We start from the raw sequence: 26,149 nt of genomic DNA, 5'->3' as shown, positions 1-26,149 counted from the left end.
GGCACGAAGACTCCTGCGGGAGCAGCGGGACAAGTGAGACCCCACAGGCGCTTAAGCGACGAGGAGGCTCACCGCCCGCCCCGCGGAAAGCGAGTGCCTGGAACGGAAATCAACATTCTTGTTTAACAGAGCCAATATAAAAGCAAATGAATGAAAGTGTGGGTACTTATGAATACTGAAATATTATCGCATAGACTACAAACGGTTGTTAAATATATTCCGGATGGTTTTAGATTAGCGGATATTGGCTCAGACCATGCCTATCTTCCTTGTCATGTTGTCCAAAAAGGAATTGTTCCTTTCGCAATAGCTGGTGAGGTAGTAGAAGGTCCGTTTCAATCCGCTGTCAGGCAGGTGGAACTTGAGGGGCTTGTGTCAAAAATATTTGTTCGGCTAGGTGATGGGCTCGAGGTTATTGCACATGATGAGGTCGATTGTATTACGATCTGTGGGATGGGGGGGGCACTGATATCCGCTATTTTAGAACGAGGTAAGTCTAAGCTAGGAAAGATAAAACGATTAGTCCTACAGCCAAATGTGGGCTCTAGTACACTCCGTAAATGGTTAATAAATAATGGATGGAAACTTATTGATGAAGAAATTATTTCTGAAGACGGTAAGGTTTATGAAATACTTGTTGCGGAACAGGGGGATCCTCTTACGTGCTACGACGATGATATTGAAGAAGGACTATTACTCGGTCCTTTCTTAAAAAGACAGCAAAATGAGGCGTTTAAGCAGAAATGGCAAGGAGAAAAGGAAAATTGGCAACGTATCTTGGCAGCAATTGAACATGCAGGGGATAAACCTGAAAATAGGTTAAAAAGACAGGAGCTTTTGCAAAAAATAAAGATTGTTGAGGGGGCTTTAAAAGCATGAAAAAGGTCAATGGTCATGAAATCATAGGATTGTTTGAGCAATTTTCTCCGAAAGGTTATGCCATGGAAGGAGATAAAATTGGGTTGCAAATAGGACGCTTAAACAAACCGGTTGAAAACGTCATGATTACGTTAGACTTACTCGAGAATGTTGTAGATGAGGCGATTCAAAAAAATGTTCAATTAATTATTGCTCATCATCCGCCTATTTTCCGCCCCTTACAAAAAATAGCCACCGACACAGCCCAAGGGCGGACTATCGAAAAATTGATTAAGCATGACATTGCTGTGTATGCTGCGCATACAAATTTGGACGTTGTCAGCGGTGGGGTCAATGACCTCTTGGCTGAAGCACTTGGTTTGCAAAATGTAGAACTGTTAGTACCAACCTATGAAATGAAATTAAAAAAATTAGTTGTTTTTGTACCTAGAACACATAATGAACAGGTTCGGAACGCTTTAGGTGAAGTTGGAGCAGGGGCAATTGGAAACTACAGTCATTGTACGTATAGCGGTGAGGGAACAGGTCATTTTCTTCCCGGAAAGATGGCAAACCCGTTCATCGGAAGTCCCGGAGTAGTTGAAGCGGTTCAAGAGGATCGTATTGAAACAATTTTTCCGGAATCAATCGAAAAAAAGGTACTAATTGCCATGCTAAAGGCCCATCCATACGAAGAGGTGGCTTACGATATTTATCCTTTGGATAATAAAGGGGAACAGCTAGGTCTTGGCAGAATAGGAACGGTAGCTGAAATAAGCTTGGGGGATTTTGCTAATCATGTGAAAAAGGTATTTGGACTAAGCGGCATCCGCGTAGTAGGGGATTTGCGAACTCCAATTAAAAAGGTTGCTGTTCTAGGTGGTGACGGTAATAAGTATTGGAGTCAAGCAAAGTTTAAAGGTGCAGATGTGTATGTAACAGGCGATATGTACTATCATGTTGCCCATGATGCGATGCTTTCGGGCTTAAATATCATCGATCCAGGTCATCACGTTGAAATGGTGATGAAACAGGGGGTCACAAATGTTTTGGAGAAAATGTGTGGTGAAAAGGGCTATGAAGTTAATATCTTCCCGTCAGAGCTCAATACCGATCCATTTCAGTTTGTTTGATGATGGACGGAAGGCAGTGTCCGAAAAAGAATAAAAGTCAACAGAGCTTAAAAAATAAGAGGCTGTCTTTTGAGATAGCCTCTTATTTTCGAGAAAGGTTATTTTCTTGGCAATTTTTCATTTTGTTAGAACATTAAATGCCAATTTTAATATGAGTTCTATGTTAACGGACCTGTTGATTGGAGTGGAAGGCGCGAAGACTCCTGCGGGAGCAGCGGGACAGGTGAGACCCCGCAGGCGCTTAAGCGCCGAGGAGGCTCACCGCCCGCCCCGCGGAAAGCGAAGCGTCTGGAACGGAAATCAACAGACCTAGTGAACAGCCTATTTATTAATAATTATTAATAATATTATAACGCGGTGAATTACTAAGTTTTTTAGGTAAAAGAATAGACTGTCGAGAGTTTCTCGACAGTCTATTCGCCATTTCTTAAGTATTCTTTATCTTCGGTAAAATCTTATTTAAGGGAACTTTCTTTTCTTTTACCCAAGTCAACTCATTAGCTGGATCGAATTGTTCAAGAAACGTGATGACTTCCTTAGTGATAGGTGTAGGAGTGGAGGCACCTGAAGTAACAGCAACCGTCTTTGCATCCTTTAACCAGTCCAAATTCAATTCAGTAATATCTGCGATTCGGTAGGCCTTAGTTGAAGCAATTTCTTCAGAAACTTGGGCGAGCCGGTTTGAGTTATTGCTTTTGGGATCACCAACCACAATTAATACATCAGCCTCACTCGCTTTATCCGCCACTGCTTCTTGGCGCACTTGAGTTGCCATACAAATTTCATTATGGATTTCAACATGAGGAAATTTATTTTTTACTGTTTCCATGATGTGATTGACATCCCATTGGCTCATGGTTGTTTGGTTGGTCACAATAATATGATCTGCAGATAATGTGAGCGACTCGACATCTGCCACTGTTTCTACCAAGTGGACTGCGTGAGGTGCAACTCCGACAGCTCCTTCTGGCTCAGGATGTCCTTTTTTTCCTATATAAATAATTTGGTAACCTTCTTTTTCTTTTTCCAAAATCAAGTTGTGAGTTTTCGTCACATCAGGGCAAGTGGCATCAATTGTCACCAATCCCTTTTGTTTAGCTAATTCACGAACTTCAGGAGAAATCCCATGTGCAGTAAAAATAACGGTACCCTTATCTACTTTCTCGAGGATTTCAAGACGGTTTTTTCCGTCTAAGGTAATAATTCCTTCTTCCTCAAAGGCGTCGGTAACATGTTTATTGTGAACAATCATCCCTAGTATATAAATTGGTCTAGGTAAAGTTTTATCTAAAGCGGCATTTCGAGCAATGACCATAGCATCGACAACACCGTAACAATATCCCCGTGGTGAAATTTTAATAACATTCATGAATTTGTTTCCCCCTAATTTACATAAATAACTCCTTTTATATTTATTTATTATATAAGACTTCTCAATAGAATTCAAAAGCGTGGATATTCGAAGAATGCTTTTATATGAGGTTGTATTGAACATGTCTGTGGATTACCTCTGCAGGCACTAGAAAGCATATTAGGACGGTCCAGGAGCCTCCTCAGCGGGCTCTCCAAAGACCAGCTTCCGCCCACACAGGAGTCTCGCTGTATCCACACCAATCAAAATGTGCGCAAAACCAACAATGAGCTTTAACATAGCGGAATATAAAGAAATTTATCGAAAACTCCAAACAACAAAAAGGCTGCTCATATATGCCAGGTAGGCTATGGGCAGCTTAAAATAAGCATCAATAGTGTCATGGAATCCATAACATAATTATATATAAAGTCTTGGGATAGAGTTTCCTTTTTGAATCGGTTTATCCTCTGACTCATCATCCCAATCGTATTCAGTAGAATGACCTTTCCTTTCTTTATTGGCTACCGATTCACGGGACTTGTTTGTGATTTGGACTTTATTCTTCCTATCCTCGGTGGCGCTAGTGCTTCTCCTTCTTTTTCGGCTTCGATTATCCTGACTTTCTTCCTCGTTTGCCATTCTACCACTAAAATCTCTGTTCTCTACACCATTGGCTGTTAAAGGTTTACTTTTTCGAATGATTGACTGACGAGATTCTGCTCTAGAAGTTTTTTTATCTTTCGAAGTACTTGATGATTCATCCTTACCCTTTGACTCTGTAGATTGATCATCCTGATCTTCTGCGTTTTCTACTGTTCCATCTTTTAATCCACGGTATAGCCTCCACATGGCTGGTAAATTCCGCATGAGTGGTCCGTATTGTGAAACCATCGGTCCGATTTGTTGAGCAGCCCGTAGTACTTGTTGGGTATTATTTAGAAATCCAGAAATTGCAGTTGGGTTGGTGAACGACTTTAAAAAGGAACCTCCAGGTGCTGCTCCTCCACCGGCCATGGGGTTCATTCCAAGGAATCCTCCCCTTGCCGTTTTTCCTTTACCTAGTAGCCTTGAAAGGATTCCCCCACCTTGGCTGCCCTGGGGTGACCGCATTTGCCCCATTCGTGGCATTTGACCCATCTGACCCATCTGACCCATTTGCCCCATAGGTCTGTTCATTCCCGGATTAAAAGGGGGGCGTTGAAATTGACCCATTTGATTAGTGGGTATCCCCCAATTAAATGGCATTTGTTGTCTTTGTGGCATGTCTCATACCTCCTTTCGCACACTCTTTCTCTTTACAGTATGCAGTGAACCTCCATAGGGTTAGGTAGAAAGCGGAAGGCTCGAATGAATAATGTTGGTTCATATTTCGATAGTTGATGAGGATACTAATAAGATAAGTGGAGATTTATCGAAAACTTTATTATAATAAAATGATGGATGTTTTTAGAGAAAAATAAGGAGCAAAAAAAAATGAATAATACCAAGTTTGATCGATATGAATTTAAACCGTTCATAATAGATGCAATAAAAGAATTGGGGTTCCGTGAACCAACTGAAATCCAAGAACGAATCATACCATTAGTTTTAAAAGAAGAAAGCACTATTGGCCAATCGCAAACAGGTACAGGAAAAACGCATGCATACATTTTACCAATCCTGCAAAAAATCGACTGGACCCGTCCAGAAGTACAGGCAGTTATTCAAGCTCCAACCAGAGAACTAGCAGATCAGATTTACAGGGAAATCCTTAAAATGACTGCACATTGTCGACCTGGAGAAGAAATTACCGCCCGTTGCTATATGGGGGGGACGGATAAAAAGAGGACGATTGAAAAATTAAAAATTCAGCCTCATATTGTCGTAGGGACTCCAGGGAGAATCAATGAGCTTGTGAAAGATCTGGCTCTAGTTGTTTTTACTGCAGATATTCTAGTTGTCGATGAAGCAGATTTAGTGCTGGATATGGGATTTATCGAGGATGTTGACCAAGTAGCTTCAAGAATGGCAGGGAAGCTAAAAATGTTCGTATTCTCGGCTACTATTCCAGAAAAGCTAAAACCATTTTTAAAGAAATACATGGAAAATCCCCAATTTGTTCATATTGCACCAAAACACATCGCTGCGGAAAAGATTGAACACTTATTGCTTCCTTCACGTCATCGAAATAAGGTAACCTTAACTTACGAGGCGTTAAAGCTTTTAAACCCTTACTTGGCGATTGTATTTACCAATACAAAAAGGACAGCTGATGAAGTGGCAGATGCTCTTATTCAAAAAGGATTAAAAGTTGGCCGAATCCACGGAGACTTAACTCCTCGTGAACGAAAAAAGGTCATGAAGCAAGTGAAGGATTTAGGATTCCAATACATTGTAGCTACAGATCTTGCAGCACGTGGCATCGATATTGATGGTGTAAGCCACGTTATTAACTTCGAGCTACCAGCTGATTTGGACTTTTATGTGCACCGCGTTGGAAGGACAGCAAGGGCTGGTAATTCTGGAGTGGCACTCACTATTTATGACCTATCTGATGAGGATGCATTGATTCGTCTTGAAAAAATGGGTATTCAGTTCAAGCATGTTGATATCCAAAAGGGAGAATGGGCTGTAATAGGGGAGCGTAACAAGCGGAAAAGTCGTCAAAAACAAAACGATGAAATTAAAGAAAAAGCTAAAGCACATGTCCGTAAACCTAATAAAGTAAAACCTGGCTACAAAAAGAAAATGCAAGCAGAAGTAGAAAAAGTCGAAAAACGCCAAAGACGGTTAAATCGCGGAAATAAATAACATCTGGTGAGAGGGGAGGACGATGTTTATGTTGAAAATTGGATCACATGTTTCAATGAGTGGGAAAAAAATGTTATTAGCTGCTAGTGAAGAAGCGGTTTCTTATGGTGCCAATACGTTTATGGTATATACAGGAGCTCCTCAAAATACAAGACGTAAAAAGATTGAAGACTTGAATATTGAGGCCGGGCAAAAGCATATGGAACTAAATGGAATCGGTGAAATCGTCGTCCATGCCCCGTATATTATTAACATCGGTAACACCACTAACATAGCTACATTCGAGCTTGGGGTTAATTTTTTAAGGACCGAAATCGAACGCTCAGAAGCGATTGGGGCAAAACAAATTGTGCTTCATCCTGGTGCCCATGTAAGTGCAGGAACAGAGTTAGGTATAAAAAGGATAGTTGAAGGTCTTAATGAAGTAATAACAGGAAAAGAGAATATCCAAATCGCACTTGAAACGATGGCAGGAAAAGGATCAGAATGTGGCAAAAACTTTGAGGAACTTGCGATGATTATCGATGGAGTAAACTACAATGATAAACTATCTGTTTGCTTTGATACATGTCACACACATGATGCTGGTTATGATATTGTCGAGGATTTTGACGGGGTCCTAAACCAGTTTGATAAAATTATCGGAGTTGACCGGTTAAGAGTATTACACATTAATGATAGTAAAAATGAGCGAGGCATGAGAAAAGACCGCCATGAAAATATCGGTTTTGGGAAAATTGGTTTCAAAACGCTCAACTATATTGTACATCACCCACAATTAATGAGTGTTCCTAAAATACTTGAGACTCCATATGTTGGGGAAGATAAAAACGATAAAAGACCACCTTATAAGCATGAAATTGCTATGCTACGAAATCAGGTTTTCAATGAAAACCTTCTAGACGAAATCATGCAAGGATAAATTTTTAAATCATCAAAACAAAAAGCTGTGTTGATTTCACACAGCTTTTTGTTTATCTAGTAAATGTAATAAAGAGTTTATTAATTTCAATAGCTGTTTCAGGACCAGCAATTTTGGCGATGTCTTTAATCACTTGAGCACGTTGTGCATCTTGGAAGATATTAAGGCTGCTTCCTCTTAAGTATTTGGCGATTTTTTCTGCCTGACTTTTGGAAAGTTTAAGTTGGAATTGATTGGCATATTTTAATAATTCTTCAGCCGTAATGGATTTCAGCTTGTAATTAATAATGTTTTCAAAAATCTTCACTTCCATCACTCCTCATAATAACTTATGAGTCAAAATTTATAATCGTGACTGTTAATGATAATTTTAGTCCGATTGCATTGGTAGTGAAAAACGGTTTACAAGCATTAGAAGTTATTGTATACTACAACATGTTAAATCGGAATGATTCTGATATACAGGTGATAATATGAACCAAATAGAACCCATTATTCAAATACAACATGTTTCCTACCGCTACGAAAAAGAAAATGTTTTGGAAGACATTAATCTTTTGATTCATAAGGGAGATTTTCTTGGGATTGTTGGACCGAATGGATCAGGTAAATCAACTCTTCTAAAGCTTATTCTTGGCCTAATCAAGCCGCAAACGGGTAATATTCTCCTGTTTGGACAAGAAATACAGCGGTTTAGAGATTGGCAAAAAATCGGATATGTGTCCCAGAAAGCGAATGCATTTAACACTGGATTCCCCGCAACTATTTTTGAAGTAGTGGCAAGTGGATTAACAAAAAAATTAGGTTTGTTTAGGTATCTAACAAAAGAAGATCATGAAAAAGTTGTAAAAGCAATACAAATTGTAGGTATGGAGTCCTTCATTAAGCACAATATCGGGGAGTTATCAGGAGGGCAACAACAACGAGTTTTCATTGCAAGAGCTCTAGTGAGTGAACCCGAACTTCTCATACTGGATGAACCGACTGTGGGTGTTGATGCAAAAAACGTTTATTCATTTTATCAACTTTTGGAGGATTTGAATAAACAGCAAGGGATAACACTGCTACTGGTCACTCATGATATTGGTACAATTACAGATAAGGTAACACATGTTGCCTGTTTGAATAACAATCTCCATTTCCATGGGAAGACAAGAGAGTTTGAAGAACTTAAATTGGGAGATATGACAGAGTTTTATGGTCATGCTGTTCAAGTTCTTTCCCATCATCATATGGATATTGGGGGAACAAATGGATGATATCAGGAATTTTGCATTATGAATTTTTACAAAACGCATTTTTAACAGGAATTATAATAGGAATTATTGCTCCGCTGCTTGGCGTTTTTATCGTTGTAAGGCGCCTGTCGCTTATTGCAGATGCCCTAAGTCATGTGACACTAGCGGGAATTGCAGCGAGCTTGCTGTTGCAAAAGCAATTTGCTATTTTTGCTAATTTAAACCCATTATATTTGGGGATAGCATTTTCCGTTACAGGTTCGGTCTTTATTGAAAAATTACGAAGTGTATATAAACATTATCAGGAATTGGCCATTCCAATTATCCTTTCAGGGGGAATTGGCTTAGGAGTTATTTTTATCTCTTTAGCTGATGGATTTACTACAGACCTTTACAGTTATTTGTTTGGGAGTGTAAGTGCCGTAAGCCGTTCTGATTTATGGACCATCTTAATCATAAGTATTTTTGTGGTCATCATCGTCTTTTCACTTTATAAAGAATTATTTTTGTTATCCTTTGATGAGGAATTTGCAAAAGCTTCAGGAATAGCTGCAAAAAGTGTCCATTTTATTTTTATTGTAATGGTTGCACTTGTTATAGCCGCTTCGATGCGCATTGTTGGAATCTTGCTAGTGTCATCGTTAATGACCTTGCCTGTTGCTGCAAGTATTCGAATAGCAAAAGGGTTTAAACAAACGATTCTATTTTCAATCATATTTGGTGAAATAGCGGTACTTGGTGGTTTATTTATTTCTTATTATTTAGATTTGGCTCCAGGTGGTACGATCGTAATGCTTGCCGTTCTAATTTTAATCTTAACTATTTTATTGAAGAAAATAGAAAATTCACGACCTGTTTGATCGAGTAAACTTCTTTAAGTTAAGGAGTTATGTCCTGCTAAACGGTGTAAAGAGGTGATTTGTGTGAATGTATCAGAAGCACTAAATTTATTAAAGGATCAAGGATTTAAGCATACGGGGAAAAGGGAAGAGATGCTTCAACTTTTCGCTGTAAATAACAAATATTTAACGGCAAAAGATGTCCTAGACCAAATGAAGGATCGTTATCCAGGCTTAAGCTTTGACACAATTTATAGGAATTTATCTTTATTTGTTGAGCTTGGAATTTTCGAAATGACCGAATTATCTGGGGAAAAGCACTTTCGATTTTCTTGCTCACATTCACAACATCATCATCATTTTATTTGTATGGATTGTGGGAAAACAAAAGAAATTGCTGCCTGCCCAATGTCTGGGCTGAAGGAAGATTTAAAGGACTACGATATTTCTGGTCACAAATTTGAAATTTACGGTAAATGCCCTGAGTGCTCATAATTTAACACTTTGTTGATTGCAGCACCTGAAGCGGAAATCAACATCCAAATTTAATTAAGCTTAATAAAAAAACGGCTAAATTTTTTAGCCGTTTTTTAACCATTTTTCCACCCAGACATACGCTTCCTGCCAGTGATTGACTCGTATGACTCCATCCGGAATGGGATTCTGATTGTATGGAGTGTTAAATAAAATGACCGGTATATTACATTCTTCATGAATCATAACTGCATTATCATGTTTGTCCTCAAAAAATACATCCACATTATGATTTTTTGCTGCCTCTATTTTGTGGTGAGAACCAATTAAATCGATGTGGTCAAATTTTAAATCATTATTGATAAACCAATCCTCTGTTATCTTTAATAAGTCAGAACTTCGTGCGCTTATAAAAAATAACTCATGGGTTTGCTCCCATTTCGTTAAAATCTCCTTTGCACCTTTAGCTAGCGGCGAATTAGCATATATTTCAGGTTCTGTTTCAAGAAACCATTTTGCTAATTCCTCACTTGAAACATTTACAAAAGGTGTTAAATCATATTGAGTAATATCATTAAGAGATAAATTTAATTTGAAAGATGAGTTAATATAAGGTATTAATGCAGATGGGCAAGTAACCGTACCATCAATATCGATTCCAAAACGTTTTCTCATTGTGATTCAACTCCTTTTTCTCATAGGATAAATTCATGCCGTCTAAAAAAATGAAACAAACTACATAACAGTCAAACATTAACATAGTGAAAGGGTGATAATTCGCAAACAATAATAAGGCTCCAATAATGAAAGTGAGGGATCAATATGGCAGAAGAACGAAGTAACGGAACTCCAATAAGCGAGTTTAATGATAAGAATACAGTAGATATTCAGCACCGTTTACCTGCACCTGGTTATATTGAAGAAACCTCCACTGAAATTGCAGCTCCAGTAAATAGCAAGGTAGTTGTCACTAACAAAACGACACCTGTTTATCACGAAGAAACTGCGGCAGAATTAGCAGCACCTTTATCTCTAAATCGAAATGTTATCAGGGATCGAGATTCAAAAAATCAAGTTCAGGATAAAACCGAAACAGGGGGGAAAGGGATTGGTTTTACAGCCTTAGCCCTTTCTATCATCTCACTGTTTGTTTTACCTATTCTTTTTGGTGCTGTAGGGATAATCTTAGGGTTTGTAGCTCGACGTAAGGGAGCAGAAAGCCTTGGTAGCTGGGCAATTGGCATTGGTGCCATTGCCATTATCGTAGGTATTTTCATTCTCCCATTTTTTTAAGATATCTTCATTATGGAGCAATAAGAAAGCGCCTGGCACATGTGCCAGGCGCTTTTCTTATACCTTTACGCTTGGTTTTGCGTCTCAGCTAGTTTTGCAAAATACTCTGCCGCAACTTGATCGATTTCTTTTTTTAATTCTTCAACCATTGTGGCCTCAGGGACCTTACGAACGATTTTCCCTTTGCGGAAAAGTAAACCTTCACCTCTTGCGCCAGCAATCCCTATATCAGCTTCCCTTGCCTCTCCAGGCCCGTTAACGGCACAACCAAGAACAGCCACTTTAATCGGTGCTTTAATTTTTTGAATATATTCTTCGACTTCATTTGCGATACTGATAAGGTCGATCTCAATTCTTCCACACGTTGGACAGGAAATTAGGGTAGCTGCATTGGAAGATAGTCCAAACACCTTAAGAAGTTCTCGGGCTACCTTTACTTCTTCAACTGGATCTGCACTTAAAGAAATCCGAAGTGTATTACCAATGCCTTTACTTAAAATCGCCCCTAAGCCGGCAGCACTTTTAACCGTACCGGCAAACAATGTTCCAGACTCGGTTATTCCTAAGTGTAGTGGGTAATCAAAAGCCCTTGCCGCTTTTTCATATGCTTCAATGGCCAAAGTTACATCTGAAGCTTTCATCGAAACTATAATGTCATGGAAATCAAGGTCCTCTAAAATTTTAATGTGATGGAGGGCACTTTCGACCATTCCATCCGCAGTCGGATAGCCGTATTTATCTAAGATCCGCTTTTCCAATGATCCTGCATTTACACCGATTCGAATCGGAATTCCGCGTTCTTTTGCTGCTTTTACGACTGCTTCTACTTTTTCACGTTTACCAATGTTCCCTGGATTGATGCGGATTTTATCTGCTCCTCCAGCGATCGCTATTAATGCTAATTTATAATCAAAATGAATATCAACGACGAGTGGAATATTTATCCGCTTTTTGATTTCCGAGATTGCGTTTGCTGCTCTTTCATCAGGACAAGCCACACGAACCATTTGGCAGCCAGCTTCTTCAAGTCGCTTAATTTCTGCTACGGTTGCTTCAACATCATGAGTCTTTGTAGTCGTCATACTTTGGATTACTAGCTCACTGTTTCCGCCAATCGTTAAGTTCCCAACTTTTATTGGGCGGGTTTTTGTACGATGTATCATTTCACTCAATGGTGGTCGCTCCTTTAAAAAAATGGAATGTTGAATACAAACATCCAGTATAAACACATCCTCATTGTAACAATGAATGACCACAGTTGACAAGAATCACGGCGTCTTACCCTGTTAGTCAGGTTTGGGGTAAGTAGGAAATTTATAACTTTGGCCAATTTGAATTTCTTCTGGTTTTTTTCCTGCATTTAATTTTTGGAAATCTGAAATCAATTTAGTTATTGAGACAGGAAGAGGGTTCTGTGAGTTTTTTTCCACGATGGTAAGCACCGTGGCGCCTGGTTTTACTACCTCTTCAATATAAGTCATATCAGTAACGGTAGAGACTGGAATTGCATCATTCTTTTTATTTTCTGTGGGTAAGGTTCCGTCATTCAGATCGTGGTAAATAACATAGAGGATTAGAACTATTATTAATGCTCCGAATAGCCGTTTCATTTGGACACCTCTTCAAAATAGAAGTTTGTCCCATATATATGCGGATAAAGTAGGGTGTAGAACTAAAAAAGCGCATCATCGCTTGATGCGCTTTAGGTAAGGGGGAAAACTATTTTTTTGCTTGGGGAATTTCCTTAATTGCTAAAAATAGGACAATATAAGCAACGATCCAGTGAATGAAAAATGCTCCTGTAACTTCTGTTTTGATAGCGGCCATTATAGTGAAAAATAATGTTGGTAAGGTCACGCTATAAGCAGACATTCTCCAAAGTTGTCGGTAATGTAACTGTCTGCCTATCATATTTTTAATCATTAATCCAAACAGGGCAAGAATGGATACTTCAATAAACTTTATCCCTGAGGTAAAAATATAGATAACTAAGAATAATAATGGTAGTAAAATTAATAAGGAAGAATCAATGCTATCAATTAAATCTACCAGATCATTTTTTGTTAAGGTAAAATCCTGGGCCATCGAATAAGGATAGGCTTGTGTTTGCCCCCCAGCGATAAAGACCAGTTCGCTTTTTAAAAAGGCGAACCCGTTATCAATATTTTTAAGGTCTTTTTCGTTTGCAGCACCAGTTGAATCAAAAACAATGGCAAAACCATTTTTGGTTATAGTTTTAGGCTTCTCCAAGTCTGATTTTAGCACACCGTTTTTAATGTTAAACGAAGGGAATTCATGACTAACTGTGTCCTTTGCACTACTGACTCCTTCTGTAATGGCTGTACTGAGATGAATGACAGTTGGAATAATGGACAATAAGGAGAGTAAAAACACAAACAGGATTGTTTTTCCGATTCCCTGAAAGCGAAACCGGGCAATGTCTTGAGGAGAATAAATACTTTTTATTAATTGCTTAAAAATGTTCAATTTGATCACCCTTTTTTATAGTTAACACTTTATTTTAGCGTTACCTATGTTTTTGTACAAGTTTTCGGGTTATTCTAATCCTATACTTATTAGAATAGAGGTTTATTAGATGTCTATTTTAGCTTGGATTGTTATTATTTTTTTATTTGTTGTTGCCTTTGTTGGTCTTGTATATCCAATTATACCGAGTGTGTTATTAATAATAGCTGGTTTTATTGCCTATGGTTTTTTGTTTACATTTGAACGGTTTGGGTGGCTATTTTGGCTTATCCAAGGATTATTTGTAGTTCTCTTATTTGGAGCAGATTATATCGCTAATATGGTCGGAATAAAAAAGTATGGGGGCTCAAATGCTGGTATATGGGGAAGTACAATTGGTCTGTTGGTTGGGCCGTTTGTCATCCCAGTCTTTGGAATATTGATAGGCCCCTTTTTAGGTGCTATTCTAGCTGAAATGATCATTAATAAAAAAAGAATAAAAGAAGCTACCACCATTGGGTTTGGGTCAGTGATAGGCTTTGTAAGCAGCGTTATTACAAAGGGTGTGATCCAAGTAATTATGATCATTTATTTTTTCATTGTTGTTCGATAGAAGCAAAAAGATTGTGCACAGGCACAATCTTTTTGCGTAGTTCAATTAATTAACGCCGCATATTTCATAAGGGCAATTTTGACAATCAACATGTGCTTTAATATAAGCTAAATCTTTAACAATAAATTTTTGCTGACGATATATGAGAACATCGTTTTCCCGAAGTTCCTTCAGTAATCTTTGAATAACTTCACGAGTGCCGTAAGTTAGATTAGCTAGTTCTTGGTGTGTCAAAGGTAGGTCAATCAGTATGCCTTCATCTGTCATGACACCATAACTGTTGCAGAGGCGAATAAGGATGGAGTACAATCCACCTTTTTTTCCATTCATAATAAGGTCTTGACATTTCATTTGTGCTTTTAAATACTTCGTACTTATCCAATGACTATAAATCTGAAGGGCCAACATGTTATTTTCCAGGAATTTCTCAAAATCCTCTCTTTTGATCATCAGCATTTCACAGTCTGAGATCGTTTTTGCGCTATAGTGATAACGCGGAGATGGATTAAATACCTGATATTCCACTAATAGATCTTCACCGCTTAAAATTTTTAAGATAAACTCTTTTCCTTTTACATGAACCCGTCCAACCGCTATAGAGCCTTTTAACAAGATATAGACATGTCCGACAGGATCTTTTTCTTGGAACAAAATCGTTCCTGGTTTTATTTTTTGGATTGTTTCATTACTACTAAAATTTCGTATCATGACCTCATAAAGACTGAAACTAGTATTAATCATTTTCCTCACCTCGATGAATGCCTTCAAGTTGATTAAAAAGAAAAGTAAACAGCATGTCAATATTGATTTGGATTAAAACGGGGAGTGAAATGTCACATGCGACAAAAATCATAGACAAATCAAGGGGTTATAAAACTTGACAAATTTTCGAAACTTTATTAAAAACGGACATAAAAGTATAATCCAAAAAGTATAGGGATATTATATTTATGTTTCATTGAGCATTTTATTTGATAGGAGTTTCCAACTTTGGTAAATTAAAAAGGTAATCCTTTAGAAACATTCTAAAATGAGAATAATAGAAATGTTTTTGAAGTAAACTTAAATGTTACATAAGGAGGAATTTTTAATGGCTTTTGAATTACCGCAATTACCTTATGCCTATGATGCACTAGAACCACACATTGACAAAGAAACAATGAACATTCATCACACAAAACACCATAACACATATGTTACCAACTTAAATAACGCATTACAGGGTAACCCTGATCTACTTGGGAAATCTGTTGATGAAGTCATCGCTAATTTAGATGCCGTTCCCGAAGCTGTTCGTACTGCTGTAAGAAATAATGGTGGTGGTCATGCAAATCATTCATTATTTTGGCAGCTACTGTCTCCAAATGGTGGCGGTGAGCCAACAGGTGAATTAGCAGAAGCAATTAACAAAAAGTTTGGTAGCTTTGAAAGCTTTAAAGAAGAATTTGCAAAGGCTGCAACAACTCGTTTTGGTTCAGGTTGGGCCTGGCTTTCCGTTAATAATGGAGAATTAGAAGTGACTAGTTCTCCTAATCAAGATTCTCCTGTAATGGAAGGTAAAACTCCAATCCTTGGTTTAGATGTATGGGAGCATGCATATTATTTAAAATACCAAAACCGTCGCCCAGAATATATTACTTCTTTCTGGAATGTAGTAAATTGGGCTGAAGTAACAAAACGTTTTAACCAAGCAAAATAATAAGAACAGCGAAAGCGCTAGTCGCTGGAGTGAAGTTGAGAAGCGGTGGGCACTTGTTGCCTGCTGCTTCTCTTTTTAACGAATATGATTAAATAACTCTATCCACTTGTATAACCAGACTGTTTTAGTAAAAACTACCCTTTATATAAAAGGGGAGTTTTTTTATGTTCAAAAAATTAATTGGCGAAATCGAATTAACAAGGGACTTTAAATTTTTATTGCTCATTGGTGGGCTCTATTCATTAAGCACTGCACTTTCCAATACATTCGTTAATATTTATTTGTGGAAACAATCTGGACAATTCTCAGATATAGGCTTATACAATCTTGCAGTAGTGGTGCTTCAACCCATTACCTTTATTCTAGCTGGAAGATGGGCAAAAAAAATTGACCGTGTAGTTGTATTAAGAATTGGTGTGTCTTTTTTAGCCCTTTTTTATATTGCAGTTTTGTTATTCGGGAGTAGGGCAGCAGACTTTTTGCTTATTTTAGGTGGACTACTTGGTATTGGGTACGGCTTTTATTGGTTAGCTTTTAATGTACTCATCTTTGAAATCACAGAACCGGAAACAAGAGACTTTTTTAACGGGTTTCTCGGAGTTTTGTCCTCAGTAGGAGGGATGCTTGGTCCCATTGCTGCAGGGTTCATTATTTCACGGTTAGAAAAATTCACTGGGTATACTATTGTTTTTGGACTCTCGTTAGGATTATTCTCCATTGCTGTTTTTCTCAGTTTTTTTCTAAAAAGGAGGCCAGCCCAAGGGAAATATTGTTTTAAGAGAATTTTGGCTGAAAGAAGGAATGACGTTAATTGGCGGATGATTACCAATGCCCACTTTTTTCAAGGCTTTCGTGAAGGAACCTTTGCCTTTGTCATCTCAGTTTTTGTCTTTTTATCAACTGGAAGTGAATTATCTTTGGGAACCTTTGGCCTTATTAATTCTGGTGTATCGTTTTTGGCTTACCTTTTTGTTTCAAGAATGTTAAAAAAAAGTCACCGAAAAAAAGCCATTTTATTAGGAGGTATTATTCTTTATGCTTCGATTTTCCTAATCGTATTTGATATCACTTATATAAAACTTCTGATCTATGCCGCCACTATCGCAATTGCGTATCCATTATTACTTGTCCCATACATGTCGATGACATACGATGTAATCGGCAGGGGGTGGAAAGCTGCTGAAATGAGAATTGAATATATTGTTGTAAGGGAGATATTCCTCAATTTTGGCAGATTTATTTCAATTATTTTCTTCATACTGGCTGTTACCTTATTTGATGAACAAAAAAGCATACCGATATTGTTGCTAATATTGGGTGCAGGACATTCGGTTATATATTTCTTTATAAGAAAAATACATATTTCTATTCTTTGAACGGAAGATTTTTGTTAATCATTCCGTTTTTCTTTGGGGTCACAATTCTAAAGTCAGGCTGTGTTAAAGCTCAATGTTGATTTTTTTCACAATGTTGATTGGAGTGGAAGGCGAGTGCCTGGAACGGAAATCAACATTCTGATTTAACAGAGCCAAAAATAAAAATATTGGTAATCTCACTTCAAAGATAGAAAAATTCCCTGTTTTCTTTTACAATGGAGAATAGACAAGGTGTTGGTGAATTAGGTCCAACCCAAAAGGAAGTGTGCTTTAGTGAATAAAAAGAAAAAGAAAAAAACACATGTACCGTTTCGTCTTAACATGCTGTTTTTTGTTGTGTTTTTGTTGTTTTCAACTTTGATCCTTCGCCTTGGAATTGTCCAAATTGTTTATGGAGATGATTTTAAGCGGGAGATAGAACGGACTGAGGATGTCACGGTAAATAATCCCGTTCCACGCGGAAAAATGTTCGACCGAAGTGGGAAAGTGATTGTTGATAATATTCCGTTGAATGCGATTACTTACACAAAGTATCAAGGAACGGACCAGAAAGAAATGTTAAAGGTAGCCGAGCGACTAGCCAAGCTTATTGATAAAGACGCGTCAAAGGTTCAGGAACGAGATAAAAAGGATTTCTGGATTATGAAGCACCCTGCATTGGCGAAAAAGAAAATTAAACAAAAAGAATGGGACAAATACGAAGCGAAAAAGTTGGATGATAAAGATATATATAAACTCCAATTAGAGCGGATTACCGATGAAGAAATAAAAGACCTGTCAGCAGATGATCTTGAGGTACTGGCCATTTTCAGAGAGTTTAATAGTGGCTACGCGCTTACACCACAAATTGTGAAAAATGAAAATGTGACAGCCGAAGAATTTGCCGCAGTCAGTGAGAATTTAGAAAATCTTCCCGGGGTAGATACGACTACCGATTGGAAGCGAAGCTATGCTTATACTTCTACTCTAAAATCAGTGCTTGGAAATGTTTCATCCTCCGATGAAGGGCTTCCATCTGATCAATTAGATTATTATTTATCACGAGATTACAATCGTAATGACCGTATCGGAAAAAGCTATCTTGAAATGCAGTATGAAGACGTTCTCCATGGCCAAAAGGCAAAGGTGAAAAATAAAACTGATAAAGCTGGAAATGTATTAAGTACTGAGGTTGTATCAGAAGGTCAACGAGGTAAGGATCTTGTCTTAACCATTGATATGGATCTGCAGAATGCAGTTGAGCAAATCATCACCGATGAATTGTGGGCAGCAAAAAAAATGCCAGGTACCGCTTTGCTTGACCGTGCCTATGTTGTACTGGTGGATCCACATACTGGTGAGATTTTAACGATGGCCGGGAAGCGGATTGTCAAAAATGAGAAAACTGGTAAACAGGAAATGCAGGATGATGCACTTGGTACTTTTACGACATCTTACAATGTTGGATCAGCTGTTAAAGGTGCAACTGTTTTAACAGGGTATAACACAGGAGCAATTTCCCCTGGATCATCATGGGTTGATACTCCACTGAAAATTAAAGGAACTCCGGTAAAAAAATCATGGACAACAATGGGTAGAGTGAATGATTTAACTGCCCTTAAACGTTCATCAAACGTGTATATGTTTATGACGGCCATTGCAATCGGAAAAGGTCATTATGTTCCAAACGGACCTTTACCTATAGATACCGAGGCCTTTAACACCATTCGCGACTCGTTCGGTCAATTTGGTCTTGGGGTTAGAACCGGGATTGATTTACCAAATGAAACTGCAGGATTTAAGGGACCCGATAAAAAGCCAGGTTTATTACTTGACTTAGCAATTGGACAATATGATACGTATTCAGCCATGCAACTTGCACAATATGTTTCAACAATTGGTAATACTGGCTATCGGATTCAGCCTCATATTGTAAAGGAAATACGTGAACCACTTTTAGATAGTAATGAACTTGGACCGATTACCAAAGAAATTTCACCTAATATTTTAAACCGGCTTGATATGAAGGATGATTGGATTACACGTGTTCAGGAAGGTTTCCGCCAAGTAATGCAAGCACCTCAAGGGACAGCTGTTAGCTATTTTGGTTCGAAAGCATATAGTCCAGCTGGGAAAACGGGAACTGCGCAAGCATTTTATGATGGACCAGACCGAAAAAAATTCGGAAAAGAACCACCACAGACAATGAATTTAAGTCTAGTTGGATATGCACCGTCGAATAACCCAGAGATTGCCATGGCTGTGCTTGTACCATGGGCGTATCAAGGAAGTGTAGACAATCGGGCAAACTTGTTAATTGGTAGTAAAACCATGGATGCTTATTTCAATTTAAAACAAGCTCGCGAAGCGCAAGCTAACACTCAACAAGGCGCCACTCAAACCGCTGGCCAACCTACTGATCAAACCAGTAGCCAAATTACTGGCCAATAAACAAAGGAAAACTGTCTCATAACGAGGCAGTTTTTTTTGTTTTTGGAGATAATAAAAATATCAATTGTAAGTCGATAAAGCCCTTTATTAAGAAAAACAGTATTCTACCCAAAAACCGACAAATTCACACAAGATTCATGTGAATTTACAAAACCTTTACACTTAGTTAAAACCAGATTAACAGTCAACGCGTATATTTTAACTTGTAGGACAAAATAAAAAACAATCCTTAGGGGGAAATTAGAAATGAAAAGCTTTAAGACATTAGCACTAACTGCATTAATTGGAGGAGTGCTAACGCTCACTGCAGCTTGTGGAAATGCCGCTAACAATAACGCAAAAGGTGGCAAAGCTGGAGAAGATAATAAGCAACTCACAGGTGAAATTAAAGTGGATGGATCATCAACAGTTTATCCAATCATGGAAGCTGTTGTTGAAGAATATGGCACAGTACAGCCTGGAGTTAAAGTTTCTGTTGGGTCCTCAGGTACAGGTGGCGGATTTGAAGCGTTTATTGCTGGTGAAACACAATTGAGTAATGCTTCACGCCCAGTTAAAGATGAAGAAAAAGCTAAATTAGACGAAAAAGGGATTAAATTTACAGAAATGAAATTAGCATATGATGGTCTTTCAGTAGTTGTGAATAAAGACAATACATGGGTTGACCACCTAACAGTTGATGAATTGAAGAAAATGTGGCTTGAAGATGGAACAACAAAAAAATGGTCTGACATTCGTCCAAGCTGGCCAGATAAAGAAATTAAATTTTACTCTCCTGGTACTGATTCAGGAACTTTCGATTATTTCGATGAAGTAATCCTTGGTAAAAAACCGATTGTCCAAAGCGCAACATTATCTGAAGACGATAATATCCTAGTCCAGGGTGTTGAAGGAGAAAAGAATGCAATTGGTTACTTCGGTTTTGCTTACTACCTTGAAAATAAAGATAAGTTAAAAATTGTACCGGTTGATGGCGGGAATGGTCCTGTTACACCAAGTGCTAAGACAATTAAATCTGGTGAATATGCTCCATTATCTCGTCCGTTATTCACATACGTAAAGAATTCGGCAGTGAAAGATCAATCAGAAGTTTATGACTTTGTGAAATATACACTTGAAAATGCTGCGGATCTTTCAGAAGAAGTAGGATATGTTCGTCTTCCAGATGCAGAATACAAGAAGGATTTAGACAAACTAGAAGGTCTAAAGTAACGCTGATAATGAGTATGAGGTGGGAAGCACTTAGTATGTGCTTCTCATCTTGTCGTGTAATTTAACTCTTGTTGATGAAAGGGGTTATCTAAGGTGATCCAAAAGACTAAATCATTTTCTGTCCAGAAACTGATTCAGGAAAAAAAGAAACAGCAAAGTGTAGGGTCAATTTTTGAAAGAATAGTACCATTTTTATTGTTATTGACTGCTATTGTTTCGGTGCTTACAACAGTTGGGATAGTTCTTACTCTAATATTTGAAACCTTTCTCTTCTTCGATAAAGTATCTATTATTGAATTTTTTTCAGCAAAGAAGTGGTATCCATTCTCTGAAACCCATGGTTCATATGGAATATTACCATTAGTATCCGGAACGTTAAAGACAACAGGAATAGCTATTCTTGTTGCGGTTCCTGTCGGAATAGCATCTGCAATTTATTTAAGCGAATATGCGACAGATCGTTCTCGTAGAATCATTAAACCCATTTTAGAAGTCCTAGCCGGAATTCCAACGATTGTCTATGGCTTTTTTGCTTTAACGTTTGTCACGCCAATTTTGCGCTCATTTATGCCTTCCCTTGAAATATTTAATGCACTCAGCCCAGGGATTGTTATTGGAATTATGATTATGCCATTAATCGCCTCTTTGTCTGAGGATGCAATGTCCTCTGTGCCGAATTCGATGCGTGAAGGAGCATTGGCATTAGGGTCCACGAAGCTAGAGGTTTCAATTAAAGTAGTTCTTCCTGCTGCAATTTCAGGGATTATCGCGTCAGTCGTACTCGCTATTTCACGAGCAATTGGAGAAACGATGATTGTTGCCGTAGCCGGGGGCTCGACCCCAAATTTAAACTGGGATGTCACAAGTTCAATTCAAACAATGACAGCATATATTGTCCAAGTAAGCCAAGGTGATGCTGGCTATGGTACGACGATCTATTACAGTATTTATGCTGTTGGAATGACCCTGTTTGTCTTTACCTTGATTATGAATCTTCTTGCCCAATACATCTCTCGCCGGTTTAGGGAGGAATACTAAATGAATTTAGTTGAACATTCAAAGATAATAAAGAAAATGAAATCAAGACTTGTGGCCAATGTTGCCTTCAGAGGACTCTTTTTTGTGGCAACCATGTTTGGTCTGTTGGTTTTAGCAATATTATTATATCGAGTACTCACTCAAGGACTTGGATATTTGGATTTGCAATTTCTCCAAAGCCTGCCTTCAAGGCGACCTGAGCAGGCAGGTGTATATACTGCATTAATTGGATCGATATGGCTCATGGCTGTTGTCGCCCCTGTTTCCTTGATTTTGGGAGTAGGGACCGCCATCTATTTAGAAGAATATGCTAAGAAAAATCGATTTACGGACTTTATTATTATTAATATTTCAAACCTTGCAGGGGTACCATCCATTGTATTTGGATTATTAGGATTAACAGTATTTGTACGAGCGCTCGCACTTGGAACAAGTGTACTTGCGGCAGGTTTTACAATGAGTCTTCTGGTTTTACCGGTTATTATTGTCTCTTCACAAGAAGCAATTCGTGCTGTTCCTAAGGAATTAAGAGAAGCCTCCTATGGGATGGGGGCAACGAAATGGCAAACCATCGTTAGAGTTGTGATGCCGGCCGCTATTCCTGGTATTTTAACAGGCGCAATATTGGCACTATCAAGGGCAATTGGTGAAACTGCCCCGTTAGTAGTATTAGGATTACCACTATTTCTTGCATTTTTACCAAGATCAGTGTTTGACATGTTTACGGTTCTCCCAATGCAAATATATAACTGGACAGGAAGACCGCAAGAAGAATTTCATTCATTAGCAGCAGCAGGGATTATTGTCCTGTTGGCACTATTAATTGTGATGAATTCTATCGCTGTGTTGATTCGAAATAAATATCAAAAACGATATTAATTGATAAAGGATGAGGGAGGTTTTTCACAATGAATGCAACCTTGGAGAGAAAATTTATGGATGAAAATAAAATAGATTCAGCACCAGGCCAAAATAAAGATATAGTATATGAAACAAAGCAACTTAACCTTTGGTATGGAGATAATCACGCTCTAAAAAACATTGACCTTGATATTAACGAAAACGAAGTAACCGCGATTATCGGCCCGTCAGGATGCGGAAAATCAACCTATATAAAAACGTTAAACCGGATGATTGAATTAGTACCAGGTGTCAAGACATCAGGGGTGATCTCCTATCGCGGTCGAAATATTTTCGAAAAGTCTTATCAAGTTGAAGAACTTCGTACAAAAGTAGGAATGGTGTTTCAAAAACCAAATCCGTTTCCAAAATCAATTTACGAAAATGTTGCCTACGGCCCAAAAATACATGGAATCCGGGATAAAAAAATTCTAGATCAAATTGTTGAGAAAAGTTTGCGAGGTGCAGCAATTTGGGATGAGGTCAAAGACCGCTTGAATCAAAATGCATATGGTCTATCTGGTGGACAACAACAACGCCTTTGTATTGCTCGTTGTTTAGCAATTGAGCCAGATGTAATTTTAATGGATGAGCCAACATCTGCTTTGGACCCAATCTCCACCTTGAAAGTCGAAGAACTTGTCCAAGAATTGAAAAAAGAAGTGAGTATTATTATCGTAACCCATAATATGCAACAAGCTGCCAGAATTTCCGATAAAACAGCTTTCTTTTTAAATGGAGAAGTGGTTGAGTTTACTAATACCAATAAGATTTTCTCAACTCCATCTGACAAACGGACAGAAGATTATATCACAGGAAGATTTGGTTGATACCAAGTTGAATCCCATTTATAAATGATTAGGAGGCAACAGTGATGGTGGTACGGGAAAGATTTAATGAGGAATTAAATGAATTACAAAATAAATTGCTTGAGATTGGAAACTTTTCGATTGATGCATTAGGCAAGTCTTTAGAGGCTCTTGAAACAGGGAACGTCGAGTTGGCGTTGAAAGTCATGGAGGATGATACAGATGCCGATATTATGGAGGACGAAATCAATGATTTTGCGATATTGCTAATAGCAAAACAACAGCCTGTAGCAATTGATTTAAGAAGAATCATTGTAGCGATAAAAATTGCTACTGATATTGAGAGGATTGCCGATTTTGCTACCAATATTGCAAAGGCTGCGATTCGAATTGGGAATGAGCCGTTAGTAAAACCAATCGAACATATTAAGATGATGCATGAAATTACCTCAAGGATGTTAAAGCTCTCATTAGAGGCATTTGATGAAGAAGACATCATTAAAGCAAAAAAAGTGGCAGAGATGGATGATGAGGTTGATGATCTATATGGCCAATCGATTAAAGATCTTTTGGTCATTAATCAAAATAGTCCAGAGTTTATGCCCCAGGTTACCCAATTATCGTTTGTGTGCCGATACTTAGAAAGAGCGGCCGACCATGTTACTAATATTGCTGAAAATGTTTATTTCCTAGTTAAAGGTCGTCGTTATGATTTAAATAATTAATTTTGAAGAGGCTGATTTAACTGTCAGTCTCTTTTTATTTTGCTGTTTTCGTAAACTTTGTTGCTATTTACTAAAAGAGAAGTGTGGTTGATTTCCGCTCCAGGTGCTCGCTTTCCGCGGGGCGGGAGGTGAGCCTCCTCGGCGTTTTACGGAGGCCACTGAAAAAGTCCAAGTTTAATTTAGGTAGTTGAAAGTTTGTTTAAACCAAGCTTTCAACTGCCTTTTTACCTTATAATAATGATATTAAATGTATGTAGGTGGTATCCCGATGATTTCCAATCAAGAAACACTTAATCTTAGCCCATTTATGGCAATCTACGAAATAGTTGTGCCAAAAAGTAATATGCTTCGCCAAATCAATGAACTAGTGGACTTTTCATTTATTCTCGAAGAATTAAAAACGAAATATTGTCTTGATAACGGTCGAAATGCCATTTCACCGATTCGCATGTTCAAATATTTATTACTAAAATCGATATTTGATCTATCTGATGTGGATGTAGTAGAACGTTCAATATATGATATGTCGTTTAAATATTTCCTAGATATGGCACCAGAAGATTCCGTGATTGATCCTAGTTCCTTAACAAAATTTCGTAAACTCCGTCTTCAAGATGAGGATTTATTAGATTTGCTCATTGGCAAAACAGTTGAGATTGCTCTGGAAAAAGAAATCATAAAAAGTAAAACCATTATCGTGGATTCCACACATACGAAAGCGCGTTATAACCAAAAATCTCCGAAGGAATTTTTACAAGAGAAAGCGAAAAATGTTCGAAAAGCCGTGTATCGAATTGATGAATCCATGAAGGAAAAATTCCCTGCGAAAACAACTTCTGTTGAAGTAACCGATGAATTAGATTATTGTCGTCGAATCATTACTGTTGTCGAAAAAGAACCACAAATCGCTAAGGTACCTGCGGTCAAAGAAAATTAAATGTTCTAAAAGAGATCGTAGAAGATTATACAGAACAACTTAGCTATTCAAATGATCCAGACGCACGGGTCGGACACAAAACAGAGGACTCTTCTTTTTTTGGGTTCAAAACGCATTACGCGATGGCTAATGAACGGATTATTACAGCGGCAGTTATGACAACAGGTGAAAAAAGTGATGGAAAATATCTGCGGGATTTAACAAAAAAAAGCCAAGCAACTGGAATGAAAATTGACAAAATCATTGGAGATACAGCCTACTCTGAGAAAGATAATATTCGCTACACGAAAGAAAATGAAATAGCACTTGTTTCCAAATTACATCCGCATATTACGCATGGCAGACGCACAAAAGAAGAAGAGTTTGAATTTAATAAAGATGCAGGAATGTATGTATGTAAAGCAGGGCATATGGCTAATAGAAGGAAATATGAAGGACGAAAGGGACAAGATAAAAACCCTAGAATCAAATACTTTTTTGATATTGAAAAATGTAAAGTGTGCCCTTTTCATGATGGCTGTTATAAAGAAGGAGCGAAAAGTAAATCTTATTCTGTGACAATCAAATCAACAGAACATGCCGAACAAGAGGCATTTCAAAACACAGAAGAATTTAAAGAGTTAGCAAGATCTCGCTATAAAATTGAAGCGAAAAATAGTGAATTGAAACATAGACACGGGTATGATGTTGCATCATCTGCGGGTCTATTAGGCATGATGATTCAAGGAGCGACAGCGATATTCGCTGTCAACCTTAAACGAATACTAAAACTCCTCAATGAAAAAGAGTAAAAAAAGACAAGGAAAAGGGCAATTTTTCGTCCAAACACAGACGATAAATTGCCTTTTTTGTACCAAAATTTATTTAAAGACTTAAAAAACGTATGTTTTTCAGTGGCCTCGTTTTACGCCTGCGGGGTCTCACCTGTCCCGCTACTCCCGCAGGAGTCGAGCACCTTCCGCTCCAATCAACTTCTTTATCAACGATTTTCTTTCCAAAAAACTATTAAAAAAACATCTTTTAGAAAAGAGCCTTTTATTTTG

At 37.9% G+C, this 26,149-nt stretch carries 25 protein-coding genes and 1 pseudogene; 18 read left to right on the top strand and 8 right to left on the bottom strand.

Going from position 1 to position 26,149, the window contains the following annotated elements; genetic code table 11:
- The first annotated feature begins 168 nt into the window (after positions 1-168).
- Entirely contained in the window at positions 169-879 is a 711-nt protein-coding gene (locus B1NLA3E_RS16640) for a tRNA (adenine(22)-N(1))-methyltransferase (protein WP_041580625.1), read from the top strand.
- Positions 876-1,991, top strand: coding sequence for a Nif3-like dinuclear metal center hexameric protein (locus B1NLA3E_RS16635; protein WP_015595000.1), 1,116 nt, complete (start codon positions 876-878; stop codon positions 1,989-1,991). The genes B1NLA3E_RS16640 and B1NLA3E_RS16635 overlap by 4 nt, the downstream gene beginning before the upstream one ends.
- Positions 1,992-2,418: 427 nt before the next feature.
- Here the strand turns inward: B1NLA3E_RS16635 and B1NLA3E_RS16630 are convergent, their stop codons facing one another.
- Both B1NLA3E_RS16630 and vrrA read right to left on the bottom strand, forming a co-directional pair.
- On the bottom strand, positions 2,419-3,360 hold the full coding sequence (locus B1NLA3E_RS16630) for a 4-hydroxy-3-methylbut-2-enyl diphosphate reductase (protein ID WP_015594999.1): 942 nt from the start codon (positions 3,358-3,360) through the stop codon (positions 2,419-2,421).
- Between the two features lie 402 nt (positions 3,361-3,762).
- Positions 3,763-4,608 carry a VrrA/YqfQ family protein gene (gene vrrA / locus B1NLA3E_RS23355; RefSeq protein WP_015594998.1) on the bottom strand — a complete coding sequence of 282 codons (846 nt, stop codon included), beginning with the start codon at positions 4,606-4,608 and terminating at the stop codon, positions 3,763-3,765.
- 210 nt (positions 4,609-4,818) lie between these two features.
- On the opposite strand from vrrA, the gene B1NLA3E_RS16620 reads away from it, so the two are divergent.
- Both B1NLA3E_RS16620 and B1NLA3E_RS16615 read left to right on the top strand, forming a co-directional pair.
- A complete protein-coding gene (locus B1NLA3E_RS16620) occupies positions 4,819-6,135 on the top strand; it encodes a DEAD/DEAH box helicase (protein WP_015594997.1) in 1,317 nt (438 codons plus the stop codon).
- Positions 6,136-6,163: 28 nt separating this feature from the next.
- On the top strand, positions 6,164-7,057 hold the full coding sequence (locus tag B1NLA3E_RS16615) for a deoxyribonuclease IV (RefSeq protein WP_015594996.1): 894 nt from the start codon (positions 6,164-6,166) through the stop codon (positions 7,055-7,057).
- Between the two features lie 52 nt (positions 7,058-7,109).
- Here B1NLA3E_RS16615 and B1NLA3E_RS16610 read toward each other — a convergent pair whose 3' ends face one another.
- Positions 7,110-7,370, bottom strand: coding sequence for a DUF2624 domain-containing protein (locus B1NLA3E_RS16610; RefSeq protein WP_015594995.1), 261 nt, complete (start codon positions 7,368-7,370; stop codon positions 7,110-7,112).
- 160 nt (positions 7,371-7,530) lie between these two features.
- Between B1NLA3E_RS16610 and B1NLA3E_RS16605 the strand changes: the two genes are divergently transcribed.
- The 3 genes from B1NLA3E_RS16605 (at position 7,531) to B1NLA3E_RS16595 (ending at position 9,629) form a co-directional block, all read left to right on the top strand.
- On the top strand, positions 7,531-8,316 hold the full coding sequence (locus B1NLA3E_RS16605; RefSeq protein ID WP_015594994.1) for a metal ABC transporter ATP-binding protein: 786 nt from the start codon (positions 7,531-7,533) through the stop codon (positions 8,314-8,316).
- Entirely contained in the window at positions 8,313-9,155 is an 843-nt protein-coding gene (locus B1NLA3E_RS16600) for a metal ABC transporter permease (protein WP_015594993.1), read from the top strand. The genes B1NLA3E_RS16605 and B1NLA3E_RS16600 overlap by 4 nt, the downstream gene beginning before the upstream one ends.
- Before the next feature lie 63 nt (positions 9,156-9,218).
- Entirely contained in the window at positions 9,219-9,629 is a 411-nt protein-coding gene (locus tag B1NLA3E_RS16595; protein ID WP_015594992.1) for a Fur family transcriptional regulator, read from the top strand.
- Positions 9,630-9,713: 84 nt separating this feature from the next.
- Here B1NLA3E_RS16595 and B1NLA3E_RS16590 read toward each other — a convergent pair whose 3' ends face one another.
- On the bottom strand, positions 9,714-10,283 hold the full coding sequence (locus tag B1NLA3E_RS16590) for a nucleotidase (protein WP_015594991.1): 570 nt from the start codon (positions 10,281-10,283) through the stop codon (positions 9,714-9,716).
- Between the two features lie 147 nt (positions 10,284-10,430).
- Between B1NLA3E_RS16590 and B1NLA3E_RS25700 the strand changes: the two genes are divergently transcribed.
- Positions 10,431-10,901, top strand: a complete 471-nt coding sequence (locus B1NLA3E_RS25700) for a DUF4190 domain-containing protein (RefSeq protein WP_015594990.1) — start codon at positions 10,431-10,433, stop codon at positions 10,899-10,901.
- Positions 10,902-10,966: 65 nt separating this feature from the next.
- Here the strand turns inward: B1NLA3E_RS25700 and ispG are convergent, their stop codons facing one another.
- The 3 genes from ispG to B1NLA3E_RS16570 all read right to left on the bottom strand — a co-directional run bounded on the left by ispG (position 10,967) and on the right by B1NLA3E_RS16570 (position 13,397).
- Positions 10,967-12,064 carry a flavodoxin-dependent (E)-4-hydroxy-3-methylbut-2-enyl-diphosphate synthase gene (gene ispG, locus B1NLA3E_RS16580; RefSeq protein ID WP_144061602.1) on the bottom strand — a complete coding sequence of 366 codons (1,098 nt, stop codon included), beginning with the start codon at positions 12,062-12,064 and terminating at the stop codon, positions 10,967-10,969.
- Positions 12,065-12,187: 123 nt separating this feature from the next.
- Complete coding sequence (locus tag B1NLA3E_RS16575; protein WP_015594988.1) at positions 12,188-12,511, bottom strand: hypothetical protein; 324 nt, start codon at positions 12,509-12,511, stop codon at positions 12,188-12,190.
- 109 nt (positions 12,512-12,620) lie between these two features.
- Positions 12,621-13,397: a DUF1189 domain-containing protein gene (locus tag B1NLA3E_RS16570; RefSeq protein WP_442852645.1), complete on the bottom strand. Its 777-nt coding sequence runs from the start codon at positions 13,395-13,397 to the stop codon at positions 12,621-12,623.
- Between the two features lie 100 nt (positions 13,398-13,497).
- Between B1NLA3E_RS16570 and B1NLA3E_RS16565 the strand changes: the two genes are divergently transcribed.
- Positions 13,498-13,980, top strand: coding sequence for a DUF456 domain-containing protein (locus B1NLA3E_RS16565; RefSeq protein WP_015594986.1), 483 nt, complete (start codon positions 13,498-13,500; stop codon positions 13,978-13,980).
- A 45-nt stretch (positions 13,981-14,025) separates the two neighbouring features.
- Here the strand turns inward: B1NLA3E_RS16565 and B1NLA3E_RS16560 are convergent, their stop codons facing one another.
- Positions 14,026-14,721: a Crp/Fnr family transcriptional regulator gene (locus B1NLA3E_RS16560; RefSeq protein WP_015594985.1), complete on the bottom strand. Its 696-nt coding sequence runs from the start codon at positions 14,719-14,721 to the stop codon at positions 14,026-14,028.
- A 349-nt stretch (positions 14,722-15,070) separates the two neighbouring features.
- Between B1NLA3E_RS16560 and B1NLA3E_RS16555 the strand changes: the two genes are divergently transcribed.
- The 9 genes and pseudogenes from B1NLA3E_RS16555 (at position 15,071) to B1NLA3E_RS16515 (ending at position 25,897) form a co-directional block, all read left to right on the top strand.
- Entirely contained in the window at positions 15,071-15,679 is a 609-nt protein-coding gene (locus B1NLA3E_RS16555; RefSeq protein WP_015594984.1) for a superoxide dismutase, read from the top strand.
- A gap of 164 nt (positions 15,680-15,843) precedes the next feature.
- Positions 15,844-17,055 (top strand): MFS transporter, encoded by a 1,212-nt coding sequence (locus B1NLA3E_RS16550; RefSeq protein ID WP_015594983.1) that lies wholly within the window; start codon positions 15,844-15,846, stop codon positions 17,053-17,055.
- Between the two features lie 273 nt (positions 17,056-17,328).
- Positions 17,329-19,485, top strand: coding sequence for a peptidoglycan D,D-transpeptidase FtsI family protein (locus tag B1NLA3E_RS16545; protein ID WP_015594982.1), 2,157 nt, complete (start codon positions 17,329-17,331; stop codon positions 19,483-19,485).
- A 246-nt stretch (positions 19,486-19,731) separates the two neighbouring features.
- Positions 19,732-20,697: a PstS family phosphate ABC transporter substrate-binding protein gene (locus tag B1NLA3E_RS16540; RefSeq protein WP_015594981.1), complete on the top strand. Its 966-nt coding sequence runs from the start codon at positions 19,732-19,734 to the stop codon at positions 20,695-20,697.
- Between the two features lie 93 nt (positions 20,698-20,790).
- Positions 20,791-21,735: a phosphate ABC transporter permease subunit PstC gene (gene pstC / locus B1NLA3E_RS16535; RefSeq protein WP_015594980.1), complete on the top strand. Its 945-nt coding sequence runs from the start codon at positions 20,791-20,793 to the stop codon at positions 21,733-21,735.
- On the top strand, positions 21,736-22,614 hold the full coding sequence (pstA, locus tag B1NLA3E_RS16530) for a phosphate ABC transporter permease PstA (RefSeq protein ID WP_015594979.1): 879 nt from the start codon (positions 21,736-21,738) through the stop codon (positions 22,612-22,614).
- A gap of 56 nt (positions 22,615-22,670) precedes the next feature.
- Complete coding sequence (gene pstB / locus B1NLA3E_RS16525) at positions 22,671-23,465, top strand: phosphate ABC transporter ATP-binding protein PstB (RefSeq protein ID WP_041581167.1); 795 nt, start codon at positions 22,671-22,673, stop codon at positions 23,463-23,465.
- Positions 23,466-23,509: 44 nt separating this feature from the next.
- A complete protein-coding gene (gene phoU, locus B1NLA3E_RS16520; RefSeq protein ID WP_015594977.1) occupies positions 23,510-24,169 on the top strand; it encodes a phosphate signaling complex protein PhoU in 660 nt (219 codons plus the stop codon).
- Between the two features lie 268 nt (positions 24,170-24,437).
- Positions 24,438-25,897 (top strand): annotated as a pseudogene (locus tag B1NLA3E_RS16515) (IS1182 family transposase).
- Positions 25,898-26,149 lie beyond the last annotated feature (252 nt).

The organism is Bacillus sp. 1NLA3E (assembly GCF_000242895.2).
In the GTDB taxonomy this organism is placed as follows: domain Bacteria; phylum Bacillota; class Bacilli; order Bacillales; family Cytobacillaceae; genus Bacillus_BU.
This window is presented reverse-complemented; position numbering and strand designations above follow the sequence as displayed.